General features: G+C 68.4%; 12 protein-coding genes. 11 read left to right on the top strand and 1 reads right to left on the bottom strand.

Annotated elements, in window-relative coordinates; genetic code table 11:
- Nucleotides 1-136: 136 nt before the first annotated feature.
- The 11 genes from AORI_RS41605 (at nt 137) to AORI_RS41655 (ending at nt 11,413) form a co-directional block, all read left to right on the top strand.
- Nucleotides 137-1,432 (top strand): histidine kinase, encoded by a 1,296-nt coding sequence (locus tag AORI_RS41605; RefSeq protein WP_016330581.1) that lies wholly within the window; start codon nt 137-139, stop codon nt 1,430-1,432.
- Between the two features lie 19 nt (nt 1,433-1,451).
- Nucleotides 1,452-2,297 carry a S49 family peptidase gene (locus AORI_RS41610; RefSeq protein WP_016330582.1) on the top strand — a complete coding sequence of 282 codons (846 nt, stop codon included), beginning with the start codon at nt 1,452-1,454 and terminating at the stop codon, nt 2,295-2,297.
- 186 nt (nt 2,298-2,483) lie between these two features.
- A complete protein-coding gene (locus tag AORI_RS41615; protein WP_016330583.1) occupies nt 2,484-3,842 on the top strand; it encodes a glycoside hydrolase family 16 protein in 1,359 nt (452 codons plus the stop codon).
- A gap of 144 nt (nt 3,843-3,986) precedes the next feature.
- Nucleotides 3,987-4,823 carry a LytR/AlgR family response regulator transcription factor gene (locus AORI_RS41620; RefSeq protein ID WP_043848496.1) on the top strand — a complete coding sequence of 279 codons (837 nt, stop codon included), beginning with the start codon at nt 3,987-3,989 and terminating at the stop codon, nt 4,821-4,823.
- Nucleotides 4,820-5,344, top strand: a complete 525-nt coding sequence (locus tag AORI_RS41625; RefSeq protein WP_016330585.1) for a hypothetical protein — start codon at nt 4,820-4,822, stop codon at nt 5,342-5,344. Before AORI_RS41620 ends, AORI_RS41625 begins: the two co-directional genes overlap by 4 nt.
- 159 nt (nt 5,345-5,503) lie before the next feature.
- Nucleotides 5,504-7,294 (top strand): sodium/solute symporter, encoded by a 1,791-nt coding sequence (locus AORI_RS41630; protein ID WP_016330586.1) that lies wholly within the window; start codon nt 5,504-5,506, stop codon nt 7,292-7,294.
- Between the two features lie 142 nt (nt 7,295-7,436).
- Nucleotides 7,437-7,781, top strand: coding sequence for a DUF485 domain-containing protein (locus AORI_RS41635; protein WP_043848497.1), 345 nt, complete (start codon nt 7,437-7,439; stop codon nt 7,779-7,781).
- A complete protein-coding gene (locus AORI_RS41640; RefSeq protein WP_016330588.1) occupies nt 7,778-9,409 on the top strand; it encodes a solute symporter family protein in 1,632 nt (543 codons plus the stop codon). The genes AORI_RS41635 and AORI_RS41640 overlap by 4 nt, the downstream gene beginning before the upstream one ends.
- Nucleotides 9,410-9,456: 47 nt before the next feature.
- The gene (locus AORI_RS41645; protein ID WP_007030524.1) at nt 9,457-9,807 is read left to right on the top strand and encodes a rhodanese-like domain-containing protein; all 351 of its coding nucleotides are present in this window, start codon (nt 9,457-9,459) and stop codon (nt 9,805-9,807) included.
- A gap of 35 nt (nt 9,808-9,842) precedes the next feature.
- On the top strand, nt 9,843-10,769 hold the full coding sequence (locus AORI_RS41650) for a DUF4328 domain-containing protein (RefSeq protein WP_016330589.1): 927 nt from the start codon (nt 9,843-9,845) through the stop codon (nt 10,767-10,769).
- Between the two features lie 335 nt (nt 10,770-11,104).
- Complete coding sequence (locus tag AORI_RS41655) at nt 11,105-11,413, top strand: antibiotic biosynthesis monooxygenase family protein (protein ID WP_043847837.1); 309 nt, start codon at nt 11,105-11,107, stop codon at nt 11,411-11,413.
- Here AORI_RS41655 and AORI_RS41660 read toward each other — a convergent pair.
- A complete protein-coding gene (locus AORI_RS41660) occupies nt 11,410-12,579 on the bottom strand; it encodes a cytochrome P450 (protein WP_016330591.1) in 1,170 nt (389 codons plus the stop codon). The genes AORI_RS41655 and AORI_RS41660 overlap by 4 nt on opposite strands.
- Nucleotides 12,580-12,619 lie beyond the last annotated feature (40 nt).

A 12,619-nucleotide genomic window follows, 5' to 3' on the forward strand; every position in this document is an offset into this window, starting at 1 on the left:
CAGTCTTTCCCGTGCGACGGGGAGTGACCATGGGGACAACGCCCGGGTCTTGGGTAGGGTCGGCCCCACCCTCAGTTGTCACAACTCAACGGAAAGTGGGGAGCAGGCCTTGCACCCGGTTGGTCGAGCGCAGAGCATGGACGCCGTGTCCGGGCTCGAAATCGCGCAGATCATCCCTTGGGGTGTGGCGCTGTTGCTCGCGATCCTCGTCGTCGTCCTGCTGATCAAGCTGAGGCGTCCCGCGAGCATCGTGGAGAACGCGGTGCTGCAGGCCGTCCACCGGATGTCGAAGGCGACACCGGATCTCCGCGAGGGCCTCGACGAGCAGGTCGCCGACAAGATCACCAGCCAGCTGCTGGAGATGCTCGACTGTGTCGCCGTCGGCATCACCGACAGCGAAGGCACGCTGCTGTCCTGGGACGGCGAGGCCAACGACCACTACGTCGACCTCGTCGACGCCATCGGCAACGCGATCCGCAAGCACCGCCGCGAGGTCGTCGCGCACGACAAGATGCCGTGCAACCACCGCGGCACCTGCCGGATGCGGACGGCGGTGATCGTGCCGCTGATCGTCGAGGGCGAGACGGAGGCCGCGCTGATCGTCGTCGGGCGCACGCGCGGGCGGCTGGTGCAGATGGCCGACGCGGTCGCCCAATTCGTCTGCACCCAGTTCGAGCTGGCGCGCCTGGACGAATCGAAGAACCAGCTCCAGCAGGCGGAGATCAAGGCGTTGCGCGCGCAGATCTCGCCGCACTTCGTCTACAACGCGCTCAACACCATCTCGTCGCTGATCCGGACGGACCCGGAGGAAGCGCGAGAGCTGCTTCAGGACTTCGCGGACTTCACGCGCTACTCGTTCCGGACGTCGGGCATGTTCACCTCGCTCGCCGAGGAACTGCGCAACATCGACCGGTACCTGACCATCGAGAACGCCCGCTTCGGCGGACGGCTCGAAGTGCGGATGAAGATCGCGCCCGAGGTGCTCTCGGTGGTCGTGCCGTTCCTGATCATCCAGCCGCTGGTGGAGAACGCCGTCAAACACGGCCTCGCGTCGAAGCCGTCCGGTGGCTGCGTCACGGTGATCGCCGAGGACTACGGCGCCGAAGCGCTGATCAGCGTCGAAGACGACGGCATCGGCATGGAGCCCGCCAAGCTCGCCGACCTCCGCAGCCAGCACCGCACGGGCGCGCACGTCGGCCTCGGCAACATCAACCAGCGGATGCAGCAGGTGTTCGGCCGCGACTACGCGCTCATGGTCGAGACGGCGCCCGGCGCCGGCATGAAGGTGACCCTGCGGGTGCCGAAGTTCATGCCCGGCGTGCGGCCGAACCTGCCGGACTTCTCCGCCGACAGTGCCACCGTCCCGCCGCAGGGCGGCCCGAACGAGGCCAGCGGGGTGAGCGGTTCGCGCAGCGGCGTGCTGCCGTCGTGAACGCCGGTAACCTGGCGGTATGAGCGTTGCGGACAAGCTGACCTCCCGTCTCCCGATGATCGGCGAACGGGGTGAGCGCAAGGACGTCGTCGCGGTGGTCAAGCTGCACGGGGTGATCACGCCGACCCCGTCACCCCTGGCCAGAGGGTCGATCAACCTCGCGGCCGTCGAATCGGCGCTGACCCGCGCGTTCGCGCACGAGCGGCTGAAGGCCGTCGCGCTGCAGATCAACTCGCCGGGCGGCGCGCCGACGCAGTCCGGCCTGGTCGCCGAGCGGATCCGCCAGCTCGCCGACGAGAAGAAGGTGCCCGTCCTGGCCTTCGCCGAGGACGTCGCCGCGTCCGGCGGCTACTGGCTGGCCTGCGCGGCCGACGAGATCTACGCGCACCGGACGTCGATGGTCGGCTCGATCGGCGTGATCAGCGGCGGGTTCGGGTTCACCGGACTGCTGGAGCGGTTCGGCATCGAGCGGCGGCTGCACACCGCGGGGGCGAACAAGTCCCGGCTCGACCCGTTCAGCCCGGAGAAGCCGGAAGACGTCGAGTGGCTGAAGAAGATGCACGGCCAGCTCCACGAACTGTTCGTCGACTGGGTCACCGAGCGCCGGGGCGATCGGCTGTCCGGCTCCGACGACCTCTTCACCGGCGACGTCTGGCTGGGTGCCCGCGCGGTCGAACTCGGCCTGATCGACGGCGTCGGCAGCCTTCGCCAGGTGATCAGCGAGCGTTACCCGGACGCCGAGATCTCGGTCGCCGAGCCGAAGAAGCCGCTGCTGGCGCGGCTCGGCATCGGCGCGCCCGCCGCGGCGAGCGCGTTGCTGGACGCCGTCCAGTCCAAGGCCGCCTGGAGCCGCTTCGGCCTCTGACCCGCGTGCCATGAAAGGTCCTTTCCTTGCGAAATTTGCGAGGAAAGGACCTTTCCTTGCATTCGGAGGCGAAGTGGATTCACCCGAACGGTGGTAGGCGTAAGTGGTTCAGACCAGGTCTCATATCGGACATACCGCTTTGTTGTGAACGGCAACAAACCTCGACAGCGTTGACGAGGAGGTCCGATGTCCGTTAATCGTTCCCGCTGGAAGATCGCGCTGACAGGCGCGGCTTTGCTCACGGTGCCGCTGGCTTTGCCCGCGACCGCCGCCGTCCCGCCGCCCCCGGCCGGCTGGACCACCGTGTTCACCGACGACTTCACCGGCGCCGCGGGTTCGCTCCCGTCGAGCGCGAATTGGATCATCGACACCGGCCACGCGTACCCCGGCGGCCCGGCGAACTGGGGCACCGGCGAGATCCAGAACTACACGGCGAACCCCGCCAACCTGGCCCAGGACGGTTTCGGGAATCTGCGGATCACGCCGTTGCGCGACGGTGCGGGCAACTGGACCTCGGCGCGGATCGAAACGCAGCGCACGAACTTCAAACCGCCCGCGGGTGGCGCGCTGCGGATCGAGGGCCGTATCCAGATGCCGGACGTCACCGGCGCCGCGGCGCTCGGCTACTGGCCCGCGTTCTGGGCGCTGGGCTCGCCGTATCGCGGCAACTACTGGAATTGGCCCGCCGTCGGCGAGTTCGACATCATGGAGAACGTCAACGGGATCAACACGGTCTGGGGCGTGCTGCACTGCGGCGTCAACCCCGGCGGCCCGTGCAACGAGACCACCGGCCTGGTCGGCAGCCGCACGTGCCCCGGCGCGAGCTGCCAGAGCGCGTTCCACACCTACACCTTCGAATGGGACACGAGCGTCAGCCCCAACGTGTTCCGCTGGCTGGTGGACGGGCAACAGTTCCATTCGGTCAGCCAGAACCAGGTCGACGCCACGACCTGGGCCAACATGACGAACCACGCGGGCTACTTCGTGCTGCTGAACGTCGCGATCGGCGGCGCGTTCCCGAACAACAACTCCGGCACCACGACGCCGGGGCCGGGGATCGTGCCGGGGCGTCCGATGCTCGTCGACTACGTCACCGTCCTGACCCGCGGCGGCGGCACGGGAAGCCCCGGCGGCGGCAGCGCGTACGGCACGATCCAGGCGGAGTCGTACGGCCAGGCGGCGGGCATCGCCAAACAGGCGACGTCGGATTCCGGCGGTGGTCAGAGCATCGGTCCGGCGGGCAATGGTGACTGGGCGTTGTACCCGGGCATCGACTTCGGGACGCAGACCGGCAGGCAGTTCCAGGCGCGCGTCGCGTCCGGAGCGGCGAGCGGCGTGAGCGGTCTCGTGGAAGTCCGGCTCGACAGCCGGTCCAACCCGCCCGTCGGCAGCTTCGCCGTCGCGAACACCGGCGGCTGGCAGAGCTGGCGGACCATCCCGGCGAATATCGGCGGCGTCACCGGCAAACACGACGTCTACCTGACCTTCACCAGCGGCCAGCCCGCCGATTTCGTGAGCGTCAACTGGTTCACCTTCACTCCGTGAAGGGATAGGTGTGGCACGGCGAGGCGGTTCGTGTCACCGGAAAAGATGACGGCACCGGCCACCCCAGGCGCGGGGGTGCCGGTGCCGTCCTTTTCGTTCGACTTTCGTGAAGCGGGCTGGACAAGGAACCCGGCAATGGGCAGGATGCGTCTCACTGTGAGTGCTCACGATGACACCCGGAAGCTCATCGTCCTGGCGGTGGACGATGAGCCCAAAGGGCTAGACGAACTCGTCCACTGTCTCCGGAACAGCCCGCACGTCGCCCTGGTCTACCCGGCGATCGACGCTTCGGAGGCGCTGCGCCTGCTGTCCGCGGACGATCCGAGGCTGGCCGATCGCAAGGCCCGCGGTCTGCCGATCGTGGACGCGGTGTTCGCCGACATCGACATGCCCGGGCTGTCCGGGATGGAGATGTCGCGGGTGTTCGCCGCGCTGCGCCCGTCGCCCGCGCTGGTCTTCGTGACGGGGCACGCGGAAGAGGCGGTCAACGCCTTCGACCTCGGCGCGCTCGACTACGTGCTCAAGCCGTACCAGCAGGATCGTCTCGACCGCGCGATCACCCGCGTGATGGACAAACTCGCCGCCAACGCCGCGCCGAAGTTCGGCCACGAAGGCGGCCTCGGGCAGGTCAAGAACGACGACGAGGTCATCCCCGTCGAACTGGCGGGCACCACGAAGCTCATCCCGCGCTCTTCGGTCCGCTGGGTCGAGGCGCAGGGCGACTACGCCCGGCTGTTCACCACCGACGGCAGCCACCTGGTCCGCATCCCGCTCGCCCAGCTCGAAGAACGCTGGGAGAAGGCGGGTTTCGTCCGCATCCACCGGTCGTTCCTGGTCTCGCTGCCGCTCATCACCGAACTGCGCATGGGCCAGGGCGGCTACCAGGTCGTGATCGGTAACGAGGAGAAGGTGCTGCCGGTCAGCCGCCGCCACACGCGCGCCCTCAAGGACAGGCTGGTCGGCGCCAACCGGTCGACGTGACCGACGACTACTACCGCCGCGTCAACGGCGTCCGCGAACCGGATCCGACGCTCGGCAAGGGCAGGACCAGGAAACCGGCGGCGCCCGAAGGGGCCGCCGTCGAGCCCGTGCCGGGTGCGCCGACCGGTCCGAAGCACGAACAGGCCAAACCCGAACATCACGCGAAACCCAAGCGGCAGCGGGTGATCCTCGCCGATCCGCGGCAGGCCACCAGCACCCTGCGGGCCAGGGTCGAACTCGAAGAACAGACCAGCTGGGGCAAGCTCCTGGTCAAGGATCTGGTGAAGATCCAGCTGCGGACGGCCTCCTGGCTGGCGCTGCTGGTGATGGTCACGCTGTGTTCGCTTCCGGTGCTCTTCTATCTCATTCCGTCCTTCGGGCGGGTGGTCGTCGTGGGCATTCCGTTGCCGTGGTTGATCCTCGGTGTGGCGCCTTTCCCGTTCCTGTTCGGGATCGGCCTCTGGTACAACCGGCTCGCCGAACGTCATGAACGCGACTTCGTCGACATGATCGAGAACTGATTGCGGAGCTGCACATAGAGGAGGACCCATGATCGCGCGCCCTCTTGTGGCCGAAGGCCGCGGAAACGCGGTGGCAGGGCGCCTTGATGACTCCGTGCCCGACCTGCTTTCGCCGCGCCCTGGCAGCGCGTTTCCGTCAGCGCGCGATTAAATGGCACCGTGCAGCTGAACTCTTGGGCCATCGCCGGCATCGTGCTGGTAGCGGTCCTGACCTTCTATCTGGGACACCGCTCCTCGAGGTCGGCCGTCAGCACGCACGATTTCCTCGTCGCCCGGCGCACCGTGCGCTCCCGGCGCAACGCCGCCGCGATCTCCGGTGAGTACCTGTCCGCCGCGTCGTTCATGGGCGTCGCCGGCATCGTGCTCAAGGACGGCGCCGACGCGCTGTGGTTCCCGATCGGTTTCACCGCGGGCTATCTCGCGCTGATGCTGTTCGTCGCCGCGCCGCTGCGGCGGTCCGGCGCGTACACGCTGCCGGACTTCGTCGAGATGCGGCTGGGTTCGACGATGCTGCGCCGGGTCTCGACGGCGTTCGTGGTGTTCATCGGGATCCTCTACATGGTCCCGCAGTTGCAGGGCGCCGGCCTGACCCTCTCGACGATCTTGCCGGTGCCGGTGTGGGCCGGAGCGCTCCTGGTCACCTTCGTGGTCGGGTTCAACGTGATCGCGGGCGGGATGCGCGCGATCACCGTCGTCCAGGCCTTCCAGTACTGGCTGAAACTGTTCGCCATCGCGTTGCCGACGTTCATCCTGTGCATCGTCTTCCTCAGCTCCGGCGGGCAGGGCAGCGTGCGGCCGCTGGGACAGCCCGCGCCGCCGACCTTCCCCGAGAACACCACGGTTTCGGTGCAGGCCGACGTCACGCTGAAGGTCACCTCGGTGACCGTGCTCGAGGCCTACGGTGAGGTGGAAGGCGCGCGCGCCAACGGTTTCGCGGTGTGGGCGCCGGAGGCCGGGCACAAGGTCGCCAAGGGCACGACGCTGAAGTTCACCGCGGGCACCCCGGTGCCGGTGGTCAGCGACGCCCCCACGTCGAACGGGGACTGGCTGCGGCCGGGTTCCGGTGGTCTCACCGATCTGCTGCAGGTCTATTCGCTGATCCTCGCTACGTTCCTCGGCACCATGGGCCTGCCGCACGTCCTGGTCCGCTTCTACACCAACCCCGACGGCAAGGCCGCGCGCCGCACGACGGTGCACGTCCTGCTGCTGCTCGGCCTGTTCTACCTGTTCCCGACGCTGCTGGGCGCGCTGTCGCGGATGTACGTCCCGGAACTGCTGGTGACCGGGAAGACCGACGCCGCCGTCCTGCTGCTGCCGTCCGCGGTCCTTCCCGGACTCTGGGGGCAGATCCTGGGCGCGGTGACCGCGGCCGGTGCCTTCGCGGCGTTCCTGTCCAGCTCGTCCGGGCTGCTGGTGAGTGTCGCCGGGGTCGTCTCCACCGACGTGCTGCCCGGCCGCGTCCGCGATTTCCGGGTGGCGACGGCGATCGTGGCGCTGATCCCGTTCGCGCTGGCGGTGCTGCTGCCGTCGGAGGATCTGTCGCTTTCGGTCGGGATGTCGTTCGCGCTGGCCGCCTCGACGTTCAGCCCGCTGCTGCTGCTCGGGGTCTGGTGGCGCAAGCTCAGCTGGCCCGGCGCGCTGGCCGGGATGCTCGTCGGCGGCGGGCTCGTGCTGACCGCGCTGGTGGTCAACATCGTCAGCAAGTACTCCGGCGGCTGGGCGCCGTGGTTCTCGAACCAGCCCGCGCTGATCACCGTCCCGGCCGCCTTCCTGACCACCTACGTGGTGAGCCGCGCGACCGGATACGGCCGGCCGGACGACGTCCACGGCGTGATGCTGCGGCTGCACGCGCCCGATCCGCTCGGGTTCATGCGTGATCGTGCGGTCGCCCGGTTCGGGCAGGCCGAAGAGAAGACCCGGACCACCGGTAAAGGCCGTCACCGGAAGTAAAAATCACCCTTTCGAGTCGCGAGCCTCTACGCAGAGTCGTACCGTTCACTCAAATGGATTGCTCCTCTGAGGCCCTATGAGGGGCATGATCTTTCGTGACAACGAAGTCATCGAATGGGTCGCGGCAGGTGGGAGGTCCGACATGAGCGAGGCCGATCAAGACCTCGGTTCCGAACCGGAATCCGACTGGGAAAAGGTGCAGGCGAGTCCGGAATTCGCCGAGCTGCGACGACGGCTCCGGGTATTCGTTTTCCCGGTGTCGGCCCTGTTCCTCCTCTGGTATCTGCTGTACGTGCTCCTCGCCGACTACGCGACCGGGTTCATGAGCACCAAGCTCTTCGGCAACATCACCGTCGGCCTGGTCTTCGGCCTGCTGCAGTTCGTGTCCACCTTCGTGATCACCGGCCTTTATGTCCGGTACGCGAACCGGAAGCTCGATCCGCTCGCGGACAAGATCAGGCACGAGGTCGAAGGGACCGAACGGTGAATACGCTGGCAGCGGGCGTACAGGGGAGCAATCCGACGCTCAACATCACCATTTTCGCGATCTTCGTCGCGATCACGATGGTGATCGTTTTCCGGGCGAGCCGGAATACGAAGACCGCGTCCGACTACTACGCCGCCGGGCGCGCGTTCACCGGCCCGCAGAACGGGATCGCGATCTCGGGCGACTATCTTTCCGCGGCGTCGTTCCTGGGTATCGCCGGTGCGATCGCGATCAACGGCTACGACGGTTTCCTCTATTCGATCGGATTCCTCGTCGCGTGGCTGGTGGCGTTGCTGCTGGTCGCGGAACTGCTGCGCAACACCGGCAAGTTCACCATGGGCGACGTGCTGGCCTTCCGCATGAAGCAGCGCCCGGTCCGCGCGGCGGCCGCGATCTCCACGCTCGCCGTCTCGTTCTTCTACCTGCTCGCGCAGATGGCGGGGGCGGGCGGCCTGGTGAACCTGCTGCTCGGCATCGAGGGGAACCTCGGCCAGGACCTGGTGATCGCCGTCGTCGGCGTGATCATGATCCTGTACGTGCTGATCGGCGGGATGAAGGGCACCACCTGGGTCCAGATCATCAAGGCCGTGCTGCTCATCGCGGGCACGTTCGCGATGACGCTGTGGGTGCTCGGGAAGTACGGCTTCAACCTGTCCAGCCTGTTCCAGGCCGCGGTCGACAAGGGCGGCCAGACCGGGGAGGCGCTGCTCGGCCCGGGCAAGCAATACGGCAAGACCGGCACGACGAAGCTCGACTTCCTGTCACTGGGCATCGCGCTGGTGCTCGGTACCGCGGGTCTGCCGCACGTGCTCATGCGCTTCTACACGGTGCCGACCGCGAAGGACGCGCGTCGTTCGGTGGTGTGGGCGATCGCGCTGATCGGCATCTTCTACCTGTTCACGCTGGTGCTCGGCTACGGCGCGGGCGCGCTCGTCGGCCCGGACGTGATCGCGAAGGCGCCGGGCACGACCAACTCGGCGGCACCGCTGCTGGCACTCGAACTCGGCGGCCCGGTGCTGCTCGGATTCATCGCGGCGGTGGCGTTCGCGACGATCCTCGCCGTGGTCGCGGGACTGACGATCACCGCGTCGGCGTCGTTCGCGCACGACGTGTACGCCAACGTGATCAAGAAGGGCAAGACCGACCCGGACAGCGAGGTCCGCGTCGCGCGGATCACCGCGCTGGTGATCGGGGCGGTCGCGATCGTCGGCGGGATCCTCGCCAAGAACCAGAACGTGGCGTTCCTGGTGGCGCTCGCGTTCGCGGTCGCGGCGTCGGCGAACCTGCCGACCATCCTGTACTCGCTGTTCTGGAAGCGGTTCAACACCCAAGGCGCGTTGTGGAGCATCTACGGCGGTCTCGCGGTTTGCGTGCTGCTGATCGTGTTCTCGCCGGCGGTGTCCGGGAAGCCCGTCGATCCGAAGACCGGGAAGAGCGCCTCGATGATCCAAGGCGTCGATTTCCACTGGTTCCCGCTGGACAACCCCGGCATCGTCTCGATCCCGGTCGCGTTCTTCCTCGGCTGGCTCGGCACCGTGCTGTCCAAGGACCACAACCAGAGGAAGTACGCCGAGATGGAGGTCCGCTCGCTTACCGGCGCCGGGGCGGAAAAGGCCGTCCGGCACTGAGTGCCTCTTCACGCGCGCGCAACGGGACGGGATGCGAGGATGGCAGGGTGGTGAGCCCTGCTGACATCCCGACCGTCGCCGTCCGTGATCTGCCGAAGGACGGCGTCGCGCTGCTCGACGTCCGCGAGGACGACGAGTGGGCCGCCGGGCACGCCCCTGGCGCCAAGCACATCCCGATGGGTGAACTGCCCGCACGGGTCGGCGAACTCGACGACCTGCCCGACGACCAGCCGGTCTACGTGATCTGCCGCAGCGGCGGCCGGTCCGCGCGCGCCGCCGCGTGGCTCAACGCGAGCGGCTGGGACGCGGTGAACGTCGCCGGCGGGATGGGCTCCTGGAAGCAGGAGGGGCGCCCGATGGTCGGCGACCATCCCGGCGTCGAGCCCGAAGTGCTGTAACCGTGCAGCCAGGCCACTACCCGCCGCGAGCACCGATGCCGCCGGTGCGCCCCGCGCCGATGCGGCAGCCGGTGCGCCACCGCGTCCGCTGGGTCGCTTCGCCGCCGCCCGGCGCGCTGCCGCAGCGTCGCAAGCCCGTGGCCGAGCGCTACTCCGGCCCGCCGTCCTACCCGGTCCCGCCGAGGTGGGGCTTCCCGAACCTGGTCTGGCGCCGTCCGACCGCCGTCCCCGGGACGGCGTCCGGCGAGGTCACCGCGGGGGAGCGGCTGCGGGTGATCACGCGCAGCCTCCTGCCGGTGCTGTGGACCTTCGCCGCCCTCGCCGTCATCGCCTCGGCGGCGGAGATCTGGCGCTACGTCTTGCTGGTGCAGAGCCGCGATTCCGCGTTGTCGACGTCCGTGGTCTCGATTTCCGACACCTTCGTGATCACGGCCGGCCTGCTCACGACGATCCTTTCGCTGCTGCCGGCCGGGCTCACCGTGTGGTGGCTGCTCGTGGCCAGGCACGCCGCCGCGGATTTCTCCGGCGAGACGCCGCCCAGGCGGCAACGGCACGTCCTGGCGTTCGTGCTGGTGCCGGTGGTGAACCTGATCATGGTGCTGCCGGTCGTCGCCGAACTCGAACACGCCGTCCTGCGCCGGACGCGGGAAACCCGCCCGAAGCCGTCGCGGCTCGTGCTGATCTGGTGGGGTGTCTGGGCGCTCAACTGGCTGCTGCTCACGCTGGTCATCGTCTGGCGGTTCCGTGACGGCGTCCAGGCGCTGGCGGACGGGGTCGTGCTGGTCGCGCTGACCGACCTGGCCGCGGCCGGGCTGGCGGTGGTGACCGCGTTGCTCGTGAAGCGCATGTCCGGGCTGCTGGCTCCGGTCGAGGAGAAGCGCCTTCGGCTGCTTCGCGTGCTGAAGGTGGATGGGGTTCCGGAGCCGGAGCGGCGGGAACGTCCGGCCTCTTCCGCGCGCTGACCTGCGGGCCTGCCCAACTGTCCACAAGGATAGTTTTGAGAACACGGTGCCTGATTTGGGCAGTTTGTATGGCTTCGTGCGGGGTCGTGAGTGATAAAGGTCGTTCTAACCCGCCTTGCCACTCACGACCCTCGCGCAGAATTGACCATAAGGGCATCAAGCGGACATCCGATCGCTGAAACGCGTCCCTTGTGGACAGTCAAGGCCATGATGGTGCTCGAAGCCGCGCGCTGACCTGCGGAAAGAGAGCAAGGGACCTTTGCTACCACCCGCCGGGGCCGGGTGAGCCAGGTCACCGTTGACCTCCAGCTCGCTAGAGGTTCGAGACTGTGATCATGAGCGACGACGGTGTCACCTTCATCAACGTTTTCGAGATCCCCGCCGACCGCGTCGACGAGTTCGTCGAGACGTGGCGAGAGCGGGCGAAGCTGATGCGAGACGCGCCCGGTTTCCGTGATGCCAAGCTCCACCGGGCGCTGCTGCCGGACTCGCGCTTCCAGCTCGTCAACGTCACGCACTACGACAGCCGCGAAGCGTGGGAGGCGGCCGGGAAGAACCAGGTCTTCAAGGCGTCGACCGAGCGGGCCGCGGAGATCGCCACGCCCAACGCCGCGCTCTACGAGGTCGTCGTCGAGTACCCCTAGGCCGTGGTCACCCGGAGCGAGCGCAGGCCCCGGATCACGAACTCCGGCCGCCGCTCCGGGGTCTCGGCGAGCTCCAAGCCCGGCAGCTTCGACGCCAGGGACGACAGCGCGGCCGCGATCTCCACCCGCGCGAGCGGGGCGCCGACGCAGTAGTGGATGCCCATGCCGAAGCCGAGGTGCGCGTTCGGCGTTCGGCCGATGTCGAGGGTGTCCGGCCGGTCGAACACCTTCGGGTCCCGCGCGGCGGCGCCGAGGAGCGCGCCGATCTTCTCGCCCTCGGCCACCCGGAACCCGGCGATCTCGACGTCGGTGGTCGCCGTCCGCTCGAAGAGCTGTAGCGGCGCGTCGAAGCGGATCAGCTCTTCGACGCACGGGTCCAGGAGATCCGGGGAGGCCACCAGCCGCTCCCACTGGTCGCGGTGGGTCAGCAGCGCGTTGACGCCGTTGCCGATGACGTTCACCGTCGCCTCGTGCCCGGCCATCAGGAGCAGGACCGCGGTCGCGACCAGTTCGTCCTCGGTCAGTTCACTGCGCAGAAGGTCGCTGACGATGTCCTCGCCGGGGGAGTTCGCGCGCTGCTTCGCGACGTCACGCAGGTAGTCGACGAACTCCGCGGCCGCGGCTTCGGCGGCGTCGCGCTTGTCCTCGGCGAGGCCGTACTCGTACATCTTCACGATGTGGTTCGACCACGTGACCATGCTCGGTCCTTTTTCGACCGGGACGCCGAGCAGTTCCGCGATGACCGCGACCGGCAGCGGCTGCGCGAGGTGCGCCAGCAGATCGGCCGAGCCGGTTTCGGCGATCTCGGCGGCGAGGCCGTCGACCATGCCGTCCGCGAGTTCGGCGACCATCGGCCGCAGCCGCTGGACGTGCCCGCGCCCGAACGCGCCCGCGATCACCCGCCGCAGCCGCGTGTGGGCGGGCGGCTCGTTCTCCAGCAGCGAGTTGCGGTGCAGGAGGTTGAACGACGCGAACCGCTCCACCGGCAGCGCGTCCTGCCAGATCCGGCCGAGCCCGCGATGCCGCAGGACGGCGGCCGACGCCGCGTGCGACACCGCCACGGCGATGCCGAGGCCGTCGTGCCGGTGGACTTCGCCGCGTTCACGGAGGTCGGCGAAGGACGGGTACGGATTCGCGAGGAAGGCCGGGTCGGCGAGGTCGAACACCCGCCGACTGTAACCCGGCCCGGCGCCGCGCCGGGGTGGC

This window comes from Amycolatopsis keratiniphila, from assembly GCF_000400635.2.
Taxonomy (GTDB): domain Bacteria; phylum Actinomycetota; class Actinomycetes; order Mycobacteriales; family Pseudonocardiaceae; genus Amycolatopsis; species Amycolatopsis keratiniphila.

Excerpts from the sequence above, each read along its gene's own strand:
- AORI_RS41655 (WP_043847837.1), top strand. The coding sequence starts at position 11,105 with ATGAGCGACGACGGTGTCACCTTCATCAACGTTTTCGAGATCCCCGCC.
- AORI_RS41650 (WP_016330589.1), top strand. The coding sequence starts at position 9,843 with ATGCCGCCGGTGCGCCCCGCGCCGATGCGGCAGCCGGTGCGCCACCGC.
- AORI_RS41605 (WP_016330581.1), top strand. The coding sequence starts at position 137 with ATGGACGCCGTGTCCGGGCTCGAAATCGCGCAGATCATCCCTTGGGGT.
- AORI_RS41610 (WP_016330582.1), top strand. The coding sequence starts at position 1,452 with ATGAGCGTTGCGGACAAGCTGACCTCCCGTCTCCCGATGATCGGCGAA.
- AORI_RS41615 (WP_016330583.1), top strand. The coding sequence starts at position 2,484 with ATGTCCGTTAATCGTTCCCGCTGGAAGATCGCGCTGACAGGCGCGGCT.
- AORI_RS41620 (WP_043848496.1), top strand. The coding sequence starts at position 3,987 with ATGCGTCTCACTGTGAGTGCTCACGATGACACCCGGAAGCTCATCGTC.
- AORI_RS41635 (WP_043848497.1), top strand. The coding sequence starts at position 7,437 with ATGAGCGAGGCCGATCAAGACCTCGGTTCCGAACCGGAATCCGACTGG.